The 20,189-nt window shown below is 73.1% G+C and carries 14 protein-coding genes; 4 read left to right on the forward strand and 10 right to left on the reverse strand.

What is annotated here, in order from left to right; all coding sequences use genetic code 11:
* Positions 1-3: 3 nt before the first annotated feature.
* Positions 4-591: a pyridoxamine 5'-phosphate oxidase gene (pdxH, locus tag IEZ08_RS09700; RefSeq protein ID WP_229803015.1), complete on the reverse strand. Its 588-nt coding sequence runs from the start codon at positions 589-591 to the stop codon at positions 4-6.
* A 54-nt stretch (positions 592-645) separates the two neighbouring features.
* On the opposite strand from pdxH, the gene IEZ08_RS09705 reads away from it, so the two are divergent.
* On the forward strand, positions 646-1,308 hold the full coding sequence (locus IEZ08_RS09705; protein WP_068921590.1) for a methyltransferase: 663 nt from the start codon (positions 646-648) through the stop codon (positions 1,306-1,308).
* A 103-nt stretch (positions 1,309-1,411) separates the two neighbouring features.
* On the opposite strand, the gene IEZ08_RS09710 is transcribed toward IEZ08_RS09705, so the two are convergent.
* From IEZ08_RS09710 to IEZ08_RS09750, 9 genes are all read right to left on the reverse strand, one after another.
* On the reverse strand, positions 1,412-2,164 hold the full coding sequence (locus IEZ08_RS09710; RefSeq protein ID WP_189242017.1) for an ABC transporter permease: 753 nt from the start codon (positions 2,162-2,164) through the stop codon (positions 1,412-1,414).
* Complete coding sequence (locus IEZ08_RS09715) at positions 2,161-2,940, reverse strand: ABC transporter permease (RefSeq protein ID WP_068921588.1); 780 nt, start codon at positions 2,938-2,940, stop codon at positions 2,161-2,163. The genes IEZ08_RS09710 and IEZ08_RS09715 overlap by 4 nt, the downstream gene beginning before the upstream one ends.
* Positions 2,937-3,887: a daunorubicin/doxorubicin resistance ABC transporter ATP-binding protein DrrA gene (locus IEZ08_RS09720; RefSeq protein WP_068921587.1), complete on the reverse strand. Its 951-nt coding sequence runs from the start codon at positions 3,885-3,887 to the stop codon at positions 2,937-2,939. Before IEZ08_RS09720 ends, IEZ08_RS09715 begins: the two co-directional genes overlap by 4 nt.
* Positions 3,888-3,958: 71 nt before the next feature.
* On the reverse strand, positions 3,959-4,330 hold the full coding sequence (locus IEZ08_RS09725) for a nuclear transport factor 2 family protein (RefSeq protein WP_068921586.1): 372 nt from the start codon (positions 4,328-4,330) through the stop codon (positions 3,959-3,961).
* Between the two features lie 68 nt (positions 4,331-4,398).
* Complete coding sequence (locus tag IEZ08_RS09730) at positions 4,399-5,178, reverse strand: thioesterase II family protein (RefSeq protein ID WP_068921585.1); 780 nt, start codon at positions 5,176-5,178, stop codon at positions 4,399-4,401.
* The gene (locus IEZ08_RS09735) at positions 5,175-6,329 is read right to left on the reverse strand and encodes a Gfo/Idh/MocA family oxidoreductase (protein WP_189242018.1); all 1,155 of its coding nucleotides are present in this window, start codon (positions 6,327-6,329) and stop codon (positions 5,175-5,177) included. Before IEZ08_RS09735 ends, IEZ08_RS09730 begins: the two co-directional genes overlap by 4 nt.
* Positions 6,326-7,429 carry a saccharopine dehydrogenase NADP-binding domain-containing protein gene (locus IEZ08_RS09740; RefSeq protein ID WP_068921584.1) on the reverse strand — a complete coding sequence of 368 codons (1,104 nt, stop codon included), beginning with the start codon at positions 7,427-7,429 and terminating at the stop codon, positions 6,326-6,328. The genes IEZ08_RS09735 and IEZ08_RS09740 overlap by 4 nt, the downstream gene beginning before the upstream one ends.
* Positions 7,426-12,984, reverse strand: a complete 5,559-nt coding sequence (locus IEZ08_RS09745; RefSeq protein WP_189242019.1) for a non-ribosomal peptide synthetase — start codon at positions 12,982-12,984, stop codon at positions 7,426-7,428. Before IEZ08_RS09745 ends, IEZ08_RS09740 begins: the two co-directional genes overlap by 4 nt.
* Positions 12,981-16,994 carry a non-ribosomal peptide synthetase gene (locus IEZ08_RS09750; RefSeq protein WP_189242020.1) on the reverse strand — a complete coding sequence of 1,338 codons (4,014 nt, stop codon included), beginning with the start codon at positions 16,992-16,994 and terminating at the stop codon, positions 12,981-12,983. Before IEZ08_RS09750 ends, IEZ08_RS09745 begins: the two co-directional genes overlap by 4 nt.
* Before the next feature lie 291 nt (positions 16,995-17,285).
* Here IEZ08_RS09750 and IEZ08_RS09755 point away from each other — a divergent pair, with 291 nt between their 5' ends.
* The 3 genes from IEZ08_RS09755 to IEZ08_RS09765 are packed head-to-tail and all read left to right on the forward strand — an operon-like array spanning position 17,286 to position 20,186.
* Positions 17,286-18,002, forward strand: coding sequence for a Phenylacetic acid catabolic protein (locus tag IEZ08_RS09755; protein ID WP_084779607.1), 717 nt, complete (start codon positions 17,286-17,288; stop codon positions 18,000-18,002).
* Complete coding sequence (locus IEZ08_RS09760) at positions 17,981-18,574, forward strand: hypothetical protein (RefSeq protein WP_068921582.1); 594 nt, start codon at positions 17,981-17,983, stop codon at positions 18,572-18,574. The genes IEZ08_RS09755 and IEZ08_RS09760 overlap by 22 nt, the downstream gene beginning before the upstream one ends.
* The gene (locus tag IEZ08_RS09765; RefSeq protein WP_084779606.1) at positions 18,567-20,186 is read left to right on the forward strand and encodes an AMP-binding protein; all 1,620 of its coding nucleotides are present in this window, start codon (positions 18,567-18,569) and stop codon (positions 20,184-20,186) included. Before IEZ08_RS09760 ends, IEZ08_RS09765 begins: the two co-directional genes overlap by 8 nt.
* Positions 20,187-20,189: the final 3 nt, after the last annotated feature.

Genomic DNA, 20,189 nt, shown 5'->3' on the forward strand with positions numbered 1-20,189 from the left:
TCCTCACGGCGCGATCCGCACCGCACGCCAGCCCTCGTCCTGGCGTCGGTAACGGACGCGGTCCTGGATCTCGTCGGCCCTGCGCTGCCAGAACTCCATCTCCTCCGGAACCAGCCGGTAACCGCCCCAGTGGCGGGGGCGCGGGATCTCCTGGCCGGTGAAGCGGGCGCGCTGGAGGTCGAAGCGCTCGCGCACGACCCGGCGGTCGTCGATCTCGGCGCTCTGGTCGCTGCTCCAGGCCAGCAGTTGGAGGGAGCGGGGCAGGGTGGCGAAGTGGGAGTCGGACTCCACCTCGCCGAGCCGGACGACCGGGCCCTCGGCCCTGATCTGGCGGCCTCTGTCGAGCCACCCGAAGCACAGCGCGGCCACCGGGTTGACCGCGACGTCGGCGGCCTTGCGGCTGGCGTGGTTGGTGAAGTAGACGAAGCCGTGGTCGACGTAGGCCACGTCCACCCAGCGGGCCGAGGGGCGGCCGTGGTGGTCGGCGGTGGCCAGCACGGCCGAGAGGGGCATCCGGGGATCGGCCGCCCGCCACTCCTCCTCCCAGAGCAGGAACTGACGCAGCGGATCGGCCGCTAACTGTGTCAGCATTTCATGTCCAATCATTCTCTCGCCATTCAGACTCTATTGCCTATAATCGTCGTCATGCAAGAACTCGCATACACCCTCCTGACCCGTCACCGGGAAATAACCACGCCCCGCACATTCCAGCTGCTCGGCATGGAATGGGACCTCCTGCCCGGTGTCTACGCCCCCCACCTGTCGCAGTCCTCGGCGCTGTACGCCGAGTGGCTGCCCTACCCCGTGCACGGCTCCTTCTGCGAGGTCGGCAGCGGCACCGGCTACATCTCGGTGCTGGCCGCGCTGCGCGGCTGCGCCTCGGTGACCGCCCTGGACATCAGCGAGGCGGCCGTGGAGAACACCCGGCGCAACGCCGAGCGGCACCGCGTCGACTCGGTGGTGCGCGTCGCCCGCGGTGACATGTTCGAGCCGCTGACCGGCGAAGACAGGTTCGACGTCATCTACTGGAACTCCAACTTCGTCGAGGGCGAACCAGCCGACGCGCTGGAGCGGGCCTTCTTCGACCCCGGCTACGCCGCGCACGCCGCCTTCTTCCGCGGCGCCTCGGCGCACCTGGAGCCGGGCGGCAGGCTGCTGCTGGGCTTCACCGACCTGGGCGACGAGCGTCGCGTGCACGCCCTGGCGGCGGAGCACGGCTGGCGTCCCGCCCTGCTGCGCGCCGCGAAATGCGGCACAGAAAACGGGCACATCGAATATCGGCTCCTCGAATTCACGCAAGCCGGCTGAATGGTTTGCCGGACCTTTCCCCCACCTCCTCGGAAGCCTTTCCCGGACCTCTCCGGGAAAGGCTTCCAGCGCCTCGGGGAGGTCCGGGCAAATCATTTGTCAATCATTTGTAGAGCCGTACGGCCAACGGCACCAATATCACGGTCGCCGCCACCGCCCACGCCCCGGTGAAAAGCACCGGCAGCAGGACCGGGCCGCCGCCGGAGAGGCCGACCAGCGCGTCACCGGCCAGCGAGAGCGGATTGGCCCGCACCACCGGCTGCAGCCACCCGGGGAACTGCTCGACGGGCACGAACCCCGACGACAGGAACAGCAGCAGCGTCACCGGCGTGTTGAGGGCCCCGCTGACCGCCTGCTCGCTGGAGGCCGCCATGGCCACCACGACCGCCAGCCACAGGAAGATCCAGGCGAACAGCGCGACGACCGCGAAGAAGCCGAGCACGGCGAGGGGTCCCCCGGTGAAGCGGAACCCGGCCAGGTGGGCGACCGCCGTGGTGACCGCGGCCACCAGCACCGCCCGGACCAGGTCGCCGACGATGCGTCCGGCGAGCACCGACAACCGGCTGATGTTCATGGACCTGAACCGGTCGACGATGCCGCTGCGCAGGTCGGTGAAGAAGCCCACGCCGGTGCCGACCGCGCCGTAGGCGGCGCTGAACAGCACGATGACCGGTGCGAGCCGGTCAATGTAGCGGCCGCCGTGTGTGGCCGCGCCGACCAGCTCGCCGAAGACCAGCAGCATCAGGAAGAGCAGGATCAGCGGGAACATGACCGCGTCGGCGACCAGTTGCGGGCTCTTGGCGAAGCGCCGCAGATTGCGCCCGGCCAGCAGGCCCGTCTCGGTGATGGTGCTCATGTCGCCCTCCGGAACGCCTGGACGGCCGCGGCCGAGAAGACCGCCAGCAGCCCGGCCAGCCACGCCACCGCCGTCAGCACGGGTCCCGCCGTCGGTCCGCCCCCGGCCAGCGCCCGGAGCGCGTCCAGCACGGCGGTGACCGGCTGGTGCCGTACGAACGGCTCGATCCAGCCGGGGAAGGCGTCGGCGGGCACGAAGGCCGAGGAGATCATCAGCAGGGGCAGGTAGACGACGTGGAGCGTGGCGGAGACCGCCTCCGGGTCCCGCGAGACCAGCCCCAGCGCGCTGGTGCCCGCGGACACCGTGAGCGCGAAGCCCACCGACAGCGCCACGAAGCCCAGCGCGGCCGGCAGCCCGGCCTGGAAACGGAAGCCCGCCACGTAGCCGGTCGCGATGATCACCGCGATGGCCAGGAGCGCACGCACGCTGTCGGCCGCCATCCTGCCCACCACGACCGCGCCGCGGCTGATGGCCAGCGAGCGGTAGCGGGCCAGCATGCCGTTGCGGCGGTCGGAGGCGAAGCAGAAGGCCGCGGTGATGGCCACGGAGAACATCCACTGCACGACGATGGCCGGGGGCAGGAACTGGGCGTAGACGATGCCGCGTGCCTCCAGCAGGTTGCCGAACAGCGCCAGGAAGCCGAACACGAAGATGACCGGGAAGACCACCATCGTGCTGATGGTGTCGGCCGTCGAGTTCAGCCTGATGTTGCGCCCGGCCAGCAGCAGGCCCTGCCCGAACAGGTTGCCGAGGCCGGCTTCGGTACCGGTCGTCACGAGCGGGCCTCCTCCCCGGTCCGCCGGGCCGGCGCCCTGCCGGTCAGCACGAAGAAGACCTCGTCCAGGGTGGGGCGGCGCAGCTGTATGTCGTCGGCTTCGACGCAGGCCTCGCGCAGCACCGCGACGACCTCGGCCAGCGTCTCGGAGTCGGCCCCGCGCACGGTCACCGTGCCGCCGGACTCCACGACGTCGCCGAACCGCTCCCGCAGCGTCCGCAGCACCTGCTCGCGCGGCTCGGCGCGCACCTCGCACACCTGGCCGCCGACCCGCTTCTTCAGCTCACCGGGCGTCCCCTCGGCGATCACCCTGCCGTGGTCGATGAGCACGATCCTGTCGGCCAGCCGGTCGGCCTCCTCCAGGTACTGGGTGGTCAGCAGCAGCGTGGCGCCCTCCTCGCGGAGACCCGAGACGATCTCCCACATCTCCTGGCGGCCGGCCGGGTCCAGCCCGGTGGTCGGCTCGTCCAGGAAGATCACCGGACGTTTGACCACCAGGCTGGCCGCCAGGTCGAGGCGGCGGCGCATGCCGCCGGAGTAGGAGGCGACGGGCTTGTCGGCCGCCTCGCCCAGGCCGAAGGCGGTCAGCAGTTCCTCCGCCCGCGCGGCGGCCGCCCGGCGGTCCAGCTTGAGCAGCCTGCCGAACAGCACGAGGTTCTGCCGGCCGGTCAGCACGCCGTCGACGGCGGCGAACTGACCGGTCAGCGCGATGGACGCGCGCACGCCCGCCGGGTCGCCGGCCACGTCGTGCCCGGCGACCGAGGCGCGGCCGCCGTCCAGCGGCACAAGCGTGCTCAGGCAGTTCACCACCGTGGTCTTGCCCGCGCCGTTGGGGCCCAGCAGCCCCACCACGGCACCCGGCTCGACGGTGAACGAGACGTCCTCCACCGCCGTCTTCCTGCCGAAAACCTTGCGGAGGTGCTCGACCTCGACTCCCCCTCCGTACATGCGCGCCGCCTTCCGTGTCAGCCGTCTACGTCTTTGGCGTCATGCCAGTGCTCCCTGGTATCCGTGCCCCGTCAGTCCTCCTGTTTCACCGGGGTCTGCTGGTGGAAGACGAGCTTCCAGGCACTGCCGCTGCGCTCGTAGACGCTGGTCATGTAGAGCTGGAAGGAGAAGTCCGACTGGCTGAGCCGCACCGTGGCCCGGTAGGTGATCAGGGCCGACTCGTGGCCGAGCGGCAGCACCTTGACGTCGTCGAGCCGGTAGTCGTCGAACGGCGCCTTGTTGGCGTCGATGTCGTCGGCCAATTCGCGACCGGTCTGCAGCCCGTCGGGCTCGACGCAGATCGTGCGCTCGGTGACCAGATCGCGATAGAACGCACCGTTGCCGACGGAGATGGCCGCCCAGCCCTTCTCCTCCAGCTCGCGCAGTTCCTTCTCGATGGTCATCTCGCGTGCTCCTCTCGTGTCGGGGTTACGGGGGTGGCGTTCCGGATCACGGGGGTGCCGTTCCGGGGTCACGGGGTCGAGGGCCAGCGGCCGGGCAGTCCGCAGCACAACAGCACCTGCCCGACCAACGCGTCTTCCTGCGGAACCAGGTAGAAGTGATCACCGGGGAAGACCCGCAGCCGGAACCGTCCCGTGGTGTGGCGCTCCCAGGCAGCCGCCTCGTCGCGGTCCACCTCGGGGTCGGCGTCGGAGACGCAGGCGCAGATCGGAGTCCGTATCGGCACCGTGTCCCGCGGCCGGTAGGTCTCGATCAGCCGGTAGTCGGCCTCGATCGTGGGCAGGACCAGCTCGCGCAGCGCGGGGTCCCGCAGGACCTCCTCGGCCGTGCCGCCCAGCCTGCGCAGGTCCTCCAGCAGCGCCTGCTCGCCACCGCGGTGCACGGCGGTACGGCGGAGCCGGTCGGGAGCCGGCCGGCCGGAGACGATCAGCCCGGTCAGCGGGCGGCCGAGGGCGGCCTCCAGCGTCCTGGCCGTCTCGTGCGCGACGGCGGCGCCCATGCTGTGGCCGAACAGGGCGAGCGGCACCTCGCCCAGCGCGGCCAGCGCGGCCGTCACCGGCTCGGTCAGCTCCTCCATGGTCCGGGCCGGCGGTTCGCGCAGCCGGTCCTGGCGGCCGGGGTACTGCACGCCGTACAGCTCGACGCCGTCGGGCAGGCGCGCGCCCCACGTCTTGAAGAAGCCGGCGGCCCCGCCCGCGTGGGGGAAGCACACCAGGCGCAGTCTCGGCACGTCCTGTGTGCGCAGCGGCCGCAGCCACAGCTCGCGCTGACGGGTGGTCGTGATCGTCATGCCGGTGGTTCCTCCAGCTCCGTTCTCGCGGCGGCGATCAGCTCGTCGGCGGGCATCGGGCGGGGCGGCGGACCCGACAGCCGCTCGGGGAATCCGAGCGCGGTGGCCATCGACTGCCAGACCCCGCTGACCGACAGGTAATACTGCCCAGAACGCAGCGGATCGATCCTGTCCCGCGCGGCTTTCCAGGTGTCCGTGATCGCGCGGCGGGCGGCCTCCGGCCAGACGGTGGCGAGGAGCTCCCGGTACGCCGGGGCGTCCGCGGGGCCGATCACGGTGGTCGCGGGCAGGTCGAGGCCGGGATCGGCCGCGGCATCCAGCCGGGTGGTCTTCCTGGCCTCGGCGGGCAGGTGCGGGCGGGGCGACCACAACACCGGGCCGTGGGTGTCGGCCAGCGTGAGCGTGCCGCCCTCCGCGCCGATGGTGATGCGGTGCAGCAGGTGGGCGTGGTTGTCGGGGTCGGCGGGGTGCAGCTGGTTCTGCACGCGCAGCGTGAAGGGGACGCCGGCCAGCGTGCCGTCGATCGTCCGGAAAGGGCCCGAACCGGTGGGTGCGGGCAGGTCGTAGGGGCGCAGGCCGCCCAGCGCCCTGCCGAGGATGTCGAACAGGTGGTAGGAGACCTGCACGCCACAGGCCGCCTCGACGTACAGCGGCCGGAGCACGCGAGCGGCGGCGATGAAGCGCCGGACCGACGGCAAGTGCACGTAGTGGCTGTTCACCTGATAGATCACCCGATGGGCGCGGGCCTCGCGCAGCGAGGCGGCCAGCTCGTCGCGCAGCAGCGGCCCTTCCTGCAGGACGTGCACGCCCCGCGCCATCAGCCGCCTGGCCACCGTGCTGCCCGGGCCGCCGTTGACGTCGCCGAGGAGCACCACGCAGGCCAGGTCGATGTCGCCGGGCACGGTCTCGACGCCGGTGTGGAGGGGCACTCCGGCCTCCTCGGCGCACGCCTGCGAGCGCTCGCCGCCCCTGGCCAGGATGCCGGCGAGTTCGAAGGGCGATCCCGGCGCGGTCAGGGCGGCCAGGTGCACCCGGCCGAACCCGGTGCCGCAGACCAGCACCCGGGGGCGTCCGCCGGCAGCACCCCCCGCTCCCGCGGCGTTCTCCGCTCCCGCGGCGTTCTCCGCTCCCGCGACGCCGTCCGCTCTCACAGCACTCCCTCCTCGACCTGCTCGGCTTCCCCGGTCTCCGCGACCCCCCCGTCGGGGGCGGCGGACGGCCCGACGATCCGCACGGCGTGGTCGGCACGCAGCTCGTCCAGCACGCGGGCCGGGTCGAGCACGTCGGCGGCGTCGTACACGCCCGGCGGCACGCGGCCGGCGGCGACCTCGCGGGCCGCGACGGCGGCGAGGGCGGCGGTCAGCTCGTAGCTGTCGGCGGCGTGGGCCAGCAGAACCCTGCCGTCGAGCTCGAACGCGAGCTGGAAGTACGGCTCGCGCCCGAGGGTGTCGAGGCGGGCGGCCAGCTCCAGGTCCTCGGCGGCCCGTTCGGGCTCCTTGTCCCGCGCTCCGGACAGGGCGCGCAGGGTCCGCTCACCGTCGAAGACGCCCCACCACTCCACCTCCGCCAGACCGACGGCGCGGGCCAGCCGCTCGGTCTCCTCACTCAGGTAGGGATAGGCGCTGACCCGGCCGGGGAAGTACGGCAGGGACACGCGCTCGGCGGGCCGCAGGGCGCCGCGGATCACTTGGTGTCCGCGCCAGGCGGCCAGGGGCGTGGCCTGACCGTCCGACAGGGAGGCGACGTAGTCGAGCGCGGCGGCCGGGGTGAAACGGTCCCGGCCGCCGACGCGGGCGACCAGCCGGACCGGCCGGTCCGCACCCGCGGCCAAGGCCCGGGGCAGCAGCGCGGACAGGCCGGGCATCATCCCGGCGGCCAGCACCGCCGCGCGCCCGCGGCGGGCACCGGCGGAGGCCGGTCCCGCGGACCGGGCCGCGTCCGTCAGGCGGGCGTGGCCGATCCGCTCACCGGCCACGTCCACGTAGTGCGCTCCGGCCTCCAGGGCGGCACGGGCCACCGTGTCGAGGATGCGGGCCGAGGGGCCCGCGCAGTTCACCACGACCGCGCAGCCGGCGCAGAACTCCGCCAGCCGGGCGCCGTCCGCGATGTCCACGGTGACGGTCTCGTCGCCGGGCCGGGCCACGGAGCGGACCCGGGCCGCGTCTCTGCCGCCCAGCCGCAGCGGCTCCGGCAGGCGCCGCACCAGCGCGCGGCCCACCGCGCCGTAGCATCCGATCACCCCGATGGTCATGACCGCTCCGGGATTCCGGCCAGCAGGGTGGCGACCTCCTCCACGTTGGGCGGCTGCAGGCAGCTGAAGTGGTCGCCGGGGATGTCGGCCACCCGCAGCTCGCCCAGGCACAGCTCGCGCCAGAAGCCGGTCATGTCGTCGCGCAGCCACGGCAGGAAGTGCGTGTCGCCGAGCTGGCGCAGGAAGGTGATGTCACCGGCGTACGGTTCCGGATCGTGCGAGCCGACCGCGAGCAGGCTGTGCCGTACCACCTGGAAGGAGGTGGCGATGTGCCGCTCGATGTCGGCGTCGCCGTGACCGGGGTCACCATGGCCGGCGGCCTCACCGCCGGCGTCGCGGGCGGCGTCGCGGGCGGCGTCGCGGGCGGCGGCACGGCCGATGGCCGCCAGCCGCTCGGCCTGCGGGCGGGCCGCCTGGGCGCGGAAGATCTCGGCCGCGGGCGCGAGTTCGCCGGTGAGCGCGGTGACGCGTCCCGGCGGCACCCGGCGCGGGTCCTCGCGCAGGAGCAGCTCGAAGACCTTCGACATGAGCCGCTCGTCGGCGGGGTAACCGGCCTCGGCCGGGTCGGCGCCCAGCACCTTGGCGAAGACGTACTCCACCACGAGCTCGTCCTCGATGATCCTGGGCAGCGTGTAGCTGCTGATCACTGTGAGGCCGGCGACGTGGGCGCCCGCCTCGGTGAGCTGCCTGGCGACCTCGGTGGCCAGCAGTCCGCCCATGCAGTAGCCGACCACGTGGAAGGAGTCGGTGCCGGTGTCGAGCAGCGCGCGGGTGTAGCGCGCGGCGCGGCGCTCGATCAGCCCACGCGGTTCCTCGGCCAGGTAGGCGTCCACGTCGGTGACCGCCAGCCCGGCCAGCCGGCCGCCCTTGGCCGCCAGGAGCCGTGACAGCGCGCGGTAGGGGGCCAGGGTGCCGCCGCCCTCGTGCACGAGCACGCGCAGCGGGCCGTCGTCCTCCGGCCCGCCGCCGAGCGGGATGAGCGGCGGGCGCTCGACGCGTCCGCCGTCCTCCTCCCGGGCGCCGCCCCGGCGCAGTTCCTCGGCGAGCGCGGCCACCGTGGGCCGGTGCAGGATCTGGCGGACCAGGTCGTCCCAGTGCATCCCGGACGCGGCGGGGACACGCTCACGCAGCAGGGCGGCCAGCTTGGCGACCACGAGGGAGTCACCGCCGAGGTCGAAGAAGTCGTCGTCGCGGTTGACCTGCGCCACGTTGAGCGCCTCGGCCCACACCGCGGCCAGCGCGCGTTCCAGGTCGTCGCGCGGCGGCCCGCCCGCCGACGCCCGGTTCACCGCGGCGCGCGGCAGCCAGCGGCGCAGCGCGGCGGCGTCCACCTTGCCGTTGCGGTTCAGCGGCAGCTCGTCGACGATCTGCAGGTGCGCCGGGATCATGTACTCGGGCAGCCGCCCGGCCAGATGGCCGGCCAGCGTGGCGACGTCCAGCGGCTGCCGGTCGGCCTTGAAGCGGGCGGCGAAGACGTTCTGACCGAGCGGGCCGGTCACGTCGCCGGGTCCCGGCAGGCAGACGGTGGCGTCCGCGCCCGCCTCACGCAGCAGCTCCAGCCACTGGTCGCGGCCGAGGAAGGTCTGGTCGAGGCCCTTGCGCAGGTCCTCGTAGTCCCACTTGCGCGGGTCCTTCTCCGGCATCATGAACTCCATCGAGGTCATGATCTGGTAGCTGTCCTTGGTGGTCTCGATGAAGACCAGCCAGCCGCCGGGGCGCAGCATCTCGACGAGCCTGCCGAGCACGCGGCCGGCGTGGCGGGAGTTGTGCAGCACGTTGGCGCAGAGGATGACGTCGAAGTCGTTGGCCGTGTACCCCTGCTCGCGGACGTCCTCGTTGATGTCGAACAGGCCGTAGCGCACCCACGGCCGGTCGCCGAAACGGCGGCGCGCCTCGGTGAGGAAGAACGGCGACACGTCGGTGAACAGGTAGTCGACGTCGTACTCCGCGAGCGCGGGGATCATCTGCGCGCTGGTGCCGCCGACGCCGGCGCCGACCTCCAGCACCCGCAGGCCGCCGCCGTGGCGGGCGGCGATGCGGCGCAGGATCTCCACGGCGGCGTGGTTGACGTAGCGGCTGATGATGTTCTCCCGGTAGGCGGCCTCGGAGATCTCCAGGCGGCCCTCGGGGAAGAGCAGGGGCAGGGGGTCCATCGCGTCGCGCACCAGTTCGGGCAGGTGCTCGGTGCTGGTCTTGAAGTAGCCGATCAGGTCGGCCGGGTAGCTGTCCTCGCGTTGCAGCTCGTCGACCGCCCGCCAGGCGTCGTCGAGGTCGTCGGCGGTGGCGCCGCGTACGGCGCGCAGGACGTCGCCCTCGCGCTCCAGGAAGCCCTCGTTCTCCAGCACGCGCAGCCAGCGGCGCACCAGGCGGTGGTGGCGGGGGGCGGCCTCGGTGGCCCGGATGACCTCCTCGACGGTGGCCGTGGCCCCCGGCTCGCCGAACAGGCCCCGGCGGACGAGGGCCCGCATGATGCCGACGACCGCGGCCCTGTCCAGCCGGGCGATGAACTCCATGAGCTCGTCGCGGTCGATGTGCGCGGTGTGCGGGTCCCCGGCCCGCGCCCCCGCCGCGCGCAGCTCCTCCGCCAGCTCCTGCGCCGGCTCCTGCGCCGATCCGTCCGGGCCCGTCTCCGACGGGGCACGGCGGGCGGGCCGGGCGAAACCGGCCAGGCGGCGCTCCATCCCGTCGCCGTCCACCAGCACGTGCGCGGCGGCGACCGCCGGATGCTCCTGCATGGCCGCCTCGATCTCGGCGAGTTCGATCCGGTGTCCGCGGATCTTGACCTGCCTGTCCTCGCGGCCGAGGAATTCGATCACGCCGTCCTCGCGGTAGCGTCCCAGGTCGCCGGTCCGGTAGAGGCGCTCGCCGGTCTCCGGGTGGCGGATGAAACGCTGCGCCGTCTTCTCCGGGTCGCCCAGGTAGCCCAGGGCCAGCCCGGCCCCGCCGATGTAGATCTCCCCCGCCACCCAGTCCGGGCAGGGGCGCAGCGCCCGGTCGAGCACGTGGAAGGTCTGGTTGGCGAGCGGCCTGCCGTACGGGATGCTCGTCCAGTCCGGCGACAGGTCGCCGATCGGGTGGTAGATGGACCAGATCGACGCCTCGGTCGCGCCGCCGAGGCTGACCAGGTTCAGCCGGGGCAGCCGGGCGCGGACGGCCGGGGGCAGCGTGACCGGGATCCAGTCCCCGCTGAGCAGGGCCAGCCTGAGCGTGGACAGGTCTGTCTCCGGCTGGGCGGCCAGGTAGTGCTCCAGCATCTGCAGCTGGGCGGGCACGGAGTTCCACACCGTCACCCCGTGGGCGGCGATCAGCCGGGCCCAGTGCTCCGGGTCGCCGCGGCCGGCCGCGTCGGGCAGCACCAGCGCGCCGCCGACGGCCAGCGGGCCGAAGATGTCGTAGACCGACAGGTCGAAGCCGAGACTCGCCAGTCCCAGCACGCGGTCGTCCGCGGTGACCGAGAAGCGGCGGTTGACGTCGGCGACGGTGTTGAGCGCGGCCCCGTGGGAGATCATCACGCCCTTGGGGTCGCCGGTGGAGCCGGAGGTGTAGATGACGTAGGCCAGGTCGTCCGGGCGGGCCGGGCTCGCGGGGGCGGAGGCGGGGGCGGGGGCGGGGGCGGGCGGCAGCGTGTCGACGTCCAGGCAGCGGACTCCGGCCGGGCGCCCGCCGATCCACGACTGGGTGAGCACGGTGGTCACCCCGGCGTCGGCGAGGATGCGCTCGCGCCTGGCGGGCGGCTGCCCGGTGTCCAGGGGCAGGTAGGCGCCGCCGGCGAGCAGGGTGCCGAGTACCGCGGCGACCTGCTCCCAGCCCTTGTCCATGAGGATCGCGACCGGCGCGTCCCCGGTGTCCCCGGCGTTCCGGATGCCCTCGGCGACGGCGGTGGCGCGGGCGAGCAGCTCGCCGTAGGTGAGGATGCGCTCCCCGGTGATGACGGCGGGCGCGTCCGGGGTCGCCGCCGCCTGCGCGACGACGGGCTCGTGCAGCAGTCCGTCCGGGCGCGGAGCGGCGGTCGCGTTGGCGCGCTCACGCCGCTCGGCCTGCCCGGCCGGCAACCGGACCGGCGAGGCCGACTCCCAGGCGGCGCCGGATTCGGCCAGCTCGGCCAGGAGGACGCGCAGGGCGCCGAACAGGTCCTCGACGAGCCCGTCGGGGAAGACGCCGTCGCGCACGTCCGCCCTGACCTCCAGGACGCCGTCCTCGACGACGGCCTGGCAGTCGATCCACACCTGCGGCGTCTGGCTTCTGCCGTACACCACCTCGGCCAGGCCCCGCATGCCCTCGTGCTCGTCGCCGAGGCCCACGGTGCTGGTGAAGACGACCGGCATCAGCGCGGCGTCCCTGCCGCGGCGGCGGGCGAGCTCGCGCATCAGCTCGACCCCGGAGTAGAGCCGGTGGTCGAGGTCCTCCCACAGCCGCCGCTGCAGCGCGGCGGCGCGGGCGGCGAAGCTGCCGCCCGCGGCCCCGTCCACTTCCAGGAGGCTGACCGTGGTGAAGTCGCCGACCAGCGAGCCGACCTGCGGGTGCAGGGGCTGCCGGTTGAGCAGCGTGAGGTTGAGGCAGAACGCGGGCTGGCGGCTCCAGCGGCCGACGACCTCGGCGAAGGCGGCGAGCACGGCGGTGGAGGGGGTGACCGCGTGCGCCGCCGCCCGCTCGCGCAGTCCTCGCCACTGCCCGGGTGTGAAGGTGACCCGGTGGCGGGTGAACGAGCCGCGTGCCAGGGCCTCGCGGTCCTCGCGCAGCGGCAGTTCGGGAGCGCCCGGCAGGTCGTCCAGCCGGTCCTCCCAGTAGCGGCGGTCGCGCTCGTAGGCCGCGCTGTCGCGCAGGCCCCGCATGGCCAGCACGTAGTCGCGGAAAGTGATGTCCAGTGGCGGCAGTGCGGCGTCCGGGTCGAGGTAGAGGCGCTTCAGCTCGGTGAGCAGGAGCTGAATGCCGAGGTAGTCGGTGATGAGGAAGTCGACGGAGACGTGCAGCAGGTCGCGCCCGCCGGTCCTGGTGGCGCGCACCTCGAACAGCGGCCAGCTCTCCGGGTCGTAGACGCGGCTGTCCATGGCGGCCCTGGTGGCCGCCAGGTGAGCCTCGACCTCGGCGTCCGGGCGGCCGGTGAGGTCGGCGACCTGGATGCGGTAACGCGGCCGCTGGGGGGCGGTGACCTGGTAACCCTCCCGGTGGACGGTGGCGCGCAGCATGTCGTGCCGCTCGACGAGCCGGTTCCAGGCGTCCTCCATCCGCTGGGGATCGAGGTCGTCGAAGGCCAGCTCGGCGTAGACCTGGCAGGCCGTGCCGCCGTAGTCGAAGGCGTCCCCCCGGCCGAGCAGGTAGGCGGCCTGCACGTCGGTGAGCGGGAACGGCTCGTGGCGGGCGTCCGGGTCGGGCGTCAGTTCCGGGGCCGCCCCGCGGCTCAGGTATTCCAGGAGTTCGTCCTTGCGGGCGGCCAGCAGCGCGCGGCGCTCCTCGGTGAGCACGCCCCGGGGGGCGCGGAAGCGCAACCGGCCCGATTCCTCCCACAGCTGCACTCCGTCGCGGGCCAGTTCGGCGATGAGCTGACCGGCTGTCATATCGAGCCCTCCTCGAAGGCGTGGTCGTCGTAGCGCTGGTCGTCGTGGCTCTGGTCGTCCAGGGCGGCGCGGTCGTGGCGACGCCGGTCGATCAGGGCCGCGTGCTCGGCGATGGTCGGTCCGGCGAACAGCTCCCGCAGCGGGATCTCGACGCCGAACTCGATCCGGATCTCCTCGGCCAGGCGGGTCGCCAGGACGCTGTCGCCGCCGAGGGCCACGAAGTTCTGGTGTCTGCCGACCTCCGGCACGTCGAGAAGCGCCTGCCAGATCCGGGCGAGGCTCTCCTCGACGGGGCCGGCGGGCGGGGCGTCCCGTACCTGCCCGCCGTCCTGTTCCTCCACCAGGAGGGCGAGCGCGGCCCGGTCGACCTTGCCGTTGGCGCTCAGCGGGAGGCCGTCCAGGACGGTGATGGTGCTGGGGACGGCGTACGACGGGAGCCGTTCGGTGAGCCAGTCGCGCAGCTCGTCCTCGGTGAGGGACCCGTCAAGGGAGCCGTCGAGATCGGCAGCGGGGTCTGCGGCCGGGTCGCCGGGGCGGGCCTCCTTGGGCTTGTCGGCCGGTACCACCAGCGCGGCCAACCGCCGCCCCGGACCACCCGACGCACCCCCCACCGTCACCGCCACCGCCCGCGCCACCCGCGGATGCGCCAGCAACGCCGCCTCGATCTCCCCCAACTCGATCCGGTGCCCCCGCACCTTCACCTGATGATCGACCCGACCCAAAAACTCCAACGTGCCATCAGGCCAATACCGGCCCACATCCCCGGTGCGATACCAGCGCACCCCCTCCCGCTGCACGAACTTCGCCGCCGTGGCCTGCGCATCCCCCCGATACCCCGTGGCCACCCCGGCCCCGCCGATCCACAACTCCCCCGCCACCCAGTCCGGGCAATCACGCCCCAGCCCGTCGACCACCCGGAAACACTGATTGGCCAGCGGACGCCCGTACGGCACCGACACCCACTGCTCGGGCACCCGCGCCGGCACCCGGCAGAAGTTCGACCAGATCGCCGCCTCCGTGGCCCCGCCCAGCCCCACCAGCTCACAACCCGGCGCCACCTGCGCCAGCCGCCCCGACAGATCCAGCGGCACCCAGTCCCCCGACACCAGCGCCAGCCGCAACGACCCCAGCTGCCCCCGCTCGGCCACCAGCAGCATGTCCAGCAACGCCGGAACCGAGTTCCACACCGTCACCCGATGCTCGGCCACCAGCCGCGCCCAGCACACCGCGTCCCGGCGCTCCTCCTCGGCCACCATCACCAGCGACCCGCCCACCGACAGCAGCCCGAACACATCCCACACCGACAGATCGAAATCCAGCGCCGAAACGGCCAGGACACGATCATCGGCACCGACCCCGAAACGCCGGTTGACATCTTCGATCGTGTTGAGCGCGGCCCGGTGGGAGACCTCCACGCCCTTGGGCTCACCGGTGGAACCAGAGGTGAAGATGACATACGCACTGGAATCAGGATCGACCTCCACCGGCGCCGCGAGCGGCTCAGCCGCCAACGCCTCCGACAGGCCGGTGATCTCCAGGTGCGCGCCGGCCCGCTGGAGCATCCGCTCGCGGCGCAGCCTGGGCTGGTCGACGCCGATGGGGACGTACAGCGCCCCGGCGGCCAGCACCCCCAGCACCGCGGCCACCTGGTCGGGACCCTTGGGCAGCGACACCGCCACCGCGTCCCCCTCGCGCACGCCCCGCCCGCGCAGATACCCCGCCACCCGCAACGCCCGCTCGGCCAGCACCCCGTAGGAGACATCCGGGCAGATCGCCACCCGCCCCGGATCCCGCCGCGCCACCGCGAAGAACCCCCCGTGCAGCGTCCCCTCCGGCAGGGGGGCGGCGGTGTCGTTGACCTCCGCACGGACGGCGAGCTGTGACGGCGGCACGAGCGACGGCGCGGGAGCGTCCCAGTCGTGCTCCAGGAGCCAGTCGAGCAGGCGGTCGTACCCACCGGCCATGCCGTCCAGGACGCCGGGCGGGAAGAGCTCCTCCACCGCGTCCCAGTTGACCAGCAGCCCGCCGTCCACCTCGACCACCTGGTGATCCAGCCAGACCTGCGGCGTCTGGGAGAGCATCCAGCCCAGCCGGCCCAGACTGCGCTGCACGTCCGCGCCGACCAGGTCACCCATGCCCAGCGCGCTGGTGAACACCACCGGCGCCGTCACCTGGTCGTGACGGCCGCCCCGGTTGAGATCGCGCAGCACCTCCACACCGGAGTAGGCCGCGTGTGACACGTCGCGCTGGAAGCGCGCCTGCAGCGACGCCACCCTCTCCGCGAACGTCTGCGGCCGCGACAGGTCCACCTCCAGCAGGATGAGGTTGGTGAAGTCGGCCACCATGCGGTCCACGTCGGGGTGGAGCGCCTGCCGGTCGAAGAGCGGGGCGTTGAGCACGAAGCGGGAGGCGCCGCTCCACGCGCCGACGACCTCGGCCAGCGCGGCGGCCATGACCATCGGCAGCGTGACGCCGTACGTGCGGGCGCGCTCGGCCAGCCGCTCGCGTTCCCCGGCGGTGAGCCTGCGATCGCGGCGCACCACCCGGACGCGTTCCACCTTGTCCGGCTCGACGGCCAGCGGAAGGGGCGGAGCGGGCGGCAGTTCGGGAAGGCGGGCCGCCCAGTAGCGGCGGTCGGCCTCGCGGTCCCCGGCGCGCAGCCGGTCGCGCTCGGCGAGGTAGCCGGGGAAGGTGGAGGTCAGCGGCGGCAGCTCGGCGCCCTCGCCGCGGTAGAGGACGGCCAGGTCCTCCAGCAGGATCTGGATGCTGCGCACGTCGGCGACGAGGAGGTCGATGTTGGCGTGGAGACGGTGGGCTCCGCCGGGCAGCAGCGAGAGCGCCAGGTCGAGGACCTCGCCGCGCTCGACCTCCAGGCGGCGATGTGACAGCCGTTCGCGCAGCTCCAGCAGGTACCTCTCGGCGTCCTTCCCGGTGCGCGGGTCCTTCCCGGTGCGCAGGTCGTGAACGGTCAGGCCCGGCCACGGGGTGCGCGGCAGGATCTGCTGGGTGCCGTCGCCGAGGAACCGGGCGCGCAGCAGGTCGTGCCGCTCGAACAGCGCGTGCACGGCACTCTCCAGGGCCCGGGGGTCGATGCCGTGACCGTCGAACTCGACGTAGAAGTGGCACCCGACGCCGCCGAGCACCTGGCGGTCGCGACGGCCGAACCAGTAGGCGTGCTGCAGCGGGGTCAGGCTGAAGGGCGCGTAGCGGTCGACCGGCTCGTCCTGCCGGCCGGCCGTCCCGTTCTCGGGGGACGGGACGGTCGCGCCGTCCGGGCGGCCCTTCTCCTGCAGCAGCGCGTGCCAGGAGGCGACCGTGGGCGACTCCATGAGGTCGGCGAACTTGACCTTGACGCCCTGGCGCTGCCAGTCGTTGGCGAGCTGCATGACGCGGATCGAGTCCATGCCCTGCGAGATGAGGTCCCCGGCCGGGTCGAGGTCGTGCGGGGGGACACCGAGGAGGTCGGCCGCGGCGCGGGTGATCTCCTCCAGGGTGAGGGGGTCGCGGGAGGGCCGCGGGGCACGGACACCGGCGGACCCGGCCCCGGCCTCGCGCCCGGTGGGCGTGGCCGCGGGCGCCGAGGGAGTCGCGGCGGCCTCGGGCGCCGCGGGGACCTCGGGCGCCGCGGGGACCGCCGCTCCGGGTACGGCTCCGGAGGCGGTTCCGGGCGCGGCGGGCGGAACCGCCAGGGTGTCGACGGCGCGTACCGGCAGCAGGTTGCGGCGGAAACGGGCCACCAGGCCGGCCCGGTCCTCGTCCAGGGATCCCGGGGCGGTCACCGCGACCGTCTCCACCACCACTCCGCAGGCGTCCAGGACGGCCGCCCGTATCTGCCGCGCCGTGGGCTCGGTTCCCGGCACGGCCTCCACCAGGAGAGTCGTCCCGCCGCCGGGAACGGTCTGCAGCGCACGGCAGGGGAGCCCGGTCAGCTCGCTGACGGCCGCTTCCATCTCCTCGACGGGCAGTGCCCGGCCCTGTACGGACATGCGGAGCGGCCTTCTCGCGGACATGCGGGAATCACGCGTCTGCGTTTCCGTCATGCCAGGGAAGCTGACATATCCAGCCCGCGCTTGACAAATCGAAAAATTTCCTGGGGGCTGGACCGACTGGCCATTCAGCGATTAAGTTTGCCTTACCTAACTGACCGACCGGGTGCGGATGGTCAGCGGAGATCCGGTAAACGTACCCGTTCGATATGACCCGCAGATGTGGCCCCCCCTCTTTCGGGGTGGCCGTCCGGGCACTTGCCTCTTGATCCGGGCCCTTCCTAACCTCCGGCGGTGGACCCGAAAGGAGGCGACGTGCCGCAGACGCTCACGCGCGACGTCCCCAGCGCCGCCGAGGCCCACGCGCTCGGCGAGGAGTACGTCACCGCGCTCGGAAAGATCATTAACAGTCACGTGCGCAACGAGGCGGCGGGCGCGGCGGTGTTCGACGAGCCGTCCATTTCCCTTGCGCCCACTCCCCGCGAGAAATGGCTGGCCTGCAGAATGGCCATGGAGGAATACGGCCACCATTTGAAATTCAACAAGCTCGCCAACGAGCTCGGACTCGAGGACGCCCACAGCCGTCCGCCGCTCTCGGTCTTCGATTACCAGGTGACGTCCTGGACTGATTACGTGATGACCAAGGCGATCGTCGACCTGGCTGAGATCGTGCTGATGGAAGACCTGTGCGAGTGCTCCTATGTGCCGCTGCGGGAGCTGTGCCGGTCGCTGATGCCGGAAGAGCGGTTCCACGTCCGGTTCGGCGCCACGAGCGCCAGGCGGCTGGCCGCGGATCCGGCCACCCGTGAGGAGGTGCGCTCCTCCGCGCACCGTCTCATCACGATGACGGTGCCGTTCTTCGGCCGCAGCGACTCCAGGAACAACGAGATCTTCCGCGCGTGGGGGATCAAGCGGCTGACCAACGACGAGTCACGGGCGGAGTTCATCCGCCGCACCCGGGCGCTGCTCTGCGACGATCTCGGGCTTGACTATCCGGAGGTGGAGACGCGATGGCACGGTACTACGAGCTGAGCACCCCGCCCCGGGAACTGGCCGAAGACCTCGGGACGGGTGGCCGCCGCGTCGCCGCCCTCCTCGATGCGCTGACCACGCACGTGCCGCCGGCGTCCGAGCACGTGCCGCCGGCCGGCGCGCGGCCACGGCCGGAAGCCGGCAGCGGGGTGCCGGGCGGGGTGCCGGGCGAGGTGGCGGGCCTGCCGGTGCGGCTCGTGCGGGAAGCGCCGGCGACGCTCCTGGACCGCGTGGACCCGGGCTGGCTGGTCTGGCTGGAGAGCCGGCGTTCCGACGCCCGCGGGCGGCTCGTCGACGCGGGCCGCGAGGACCGGCTCGACCTGGCCGAGCACGTGGCGATGCTGGTCGCCACCCCGCGCCTGCATCCCGCCGATCCCGGCGACGCCGACGCGCTGACGCAGTCCGGTGCGATCCTCTGGCTGCTCGGCACCCTGGTCGCCACCTCGCTGGCCGACGACCGCGACGACGCGCTCGCCGACCTGATCATGCACGGCTGGTGGCCGATCGGCCCGCTGGACGGCTCCTTCCTCATCGCCCCCCTCGACCTGCCGAGGAGGTCACGCCATGCCTGAGGTCCTGCCCGGCCGGAGCCCCGTCCGCCCGCGGGTCTCCGCCGACGGCGCGGTGGGCTCCCCGCCTTCCGCGGACGCGCCGATCGCCGCAGCCCTTCCGACCTCCACGGGCGCCCCGGCTCCCACGGGCTCGTCCACCGCCAACTGCGCGGTGCACCTGGCCGCGAAGGCCCGCCGCGAGGGCTGGTGGGAACTGCCCGCCTTCCACACCCCCGAACGCTCCTGGACGCATGGCGAGGTGCACACTCTGGCGGCCGCCGCCGCCCAGGTCCTCGTCGATCACGGCGTCCGCCCCGGCGACCGGGTGCTGATCGCGATGGGCGACGGCATCGTCTGGGTGGCGGCGTTCCTGGCCACCGCCCGGCTGGGGGCGGTGGCCGTCCCCGTCAACCCCGACCTGACCCCCGACGACCACGCCTTCATGGCCGACGACTGCCGGGCCCGCCTCGTCGTGACGGACGACCATCTCACCGGCCGCTTCACCGGCACCGCCGTGCTGACCGGGGAGCGCCTGATGCGGCTGGCCGCGAGCGCTCCGGCCGGTCCGGCCGCCGATGTCACCGGCGAGACGCCGCTGTACGCGCAGTACACCTCCGGCACCACGGGCGTGCCCAAGGCGGCGCTGCACCGCCACGCCGACCTCGCCCGCTACCAGCGCGCGGCGGGCGAGGGCGTGGTGGGCGTGTGGCGCGACGACGTGACGTTGTCGGTCTCGAAGCTGTTCTTCGCCTACGGCCTGGGCAACGCGCTGGTCTTCCCCCTCTTCTCCGGCTCCTCCGCGGTCCTGCTGCCGCACCGGCCCACACCGGTGGAGATCGCCCAGACCGTCGAGCGATACGGCGTGACGCTGCTGTACGGCGTGCCGTCCGCCTACGCCAACATGCTGGCGGAGTGCCGGCCCGACGCCTTCTCCTCGGTACGGCTGGCCGTCTCCGCCGGTGAGCCGCTGGCCGTCTCCCTCGGCGCCCGGGCACGCGACCTGCTCGGCGCCCCGGTCCTGGACCAGCTCGGCTCGACCGAGGTCGGCCACGCCTTCTGCTCCAACACCGCCTGGAGCGACGAGCCGGGCACCATCGGCCGTCCCCTGCCGGGGTACGAGATCATGCTGCGGGACAAGAACGGTGCCCAGATCACCCTCGGCCGGGGCGAGATCTGGGTGCGCGGAGCCTCCGTCATGATCGAGTATCTGGGACGGCCGGAGCAGACCGCCAAGGTGCTGCGCGGCGGCTGGCTGCGCACCGGCGACCTGGCCGAATACGTCGACGGCGGGGCCCTGAGGCACTGCGGCCGCAACGACGACATGGAGATGGTGGGCGGCATCACCGTCTCCCCCCTCGAAATCGAGCAGGTGCTGGCCGAGCACCCCGCGGTGGCCGAGGTCGCGGTGGCCGCCATCCCCGACGAGCGCGGCGCCGCCAAGCTGCGCGCCTTCGTGGTACCCGCGCAGCCGGGCGCTGTCGATCCCGCCGTCCTGGAAAGCGAGCTGATCGGCCTGGCCCGGCTGCGGCTGAGCCCGTACAAAGTGCCGCGTAGTGTGCATCTCTGCGCGAGGCTGCCGCGCACCCCGACCGGCAAGCTGCGCCGCTTCGCGGTGCGCCAGGGAAAGTGGTGATCA

It is taken from the genome of Planobispora rosea, from assembly GCF_014648175.1.
GTDB classification, from domain to species: Bacteria; Actinomycetota; Actinomycetes; order Streptosporangiales; family Streptosporangiaceae; genus Planobispora; species Planobispora rosea.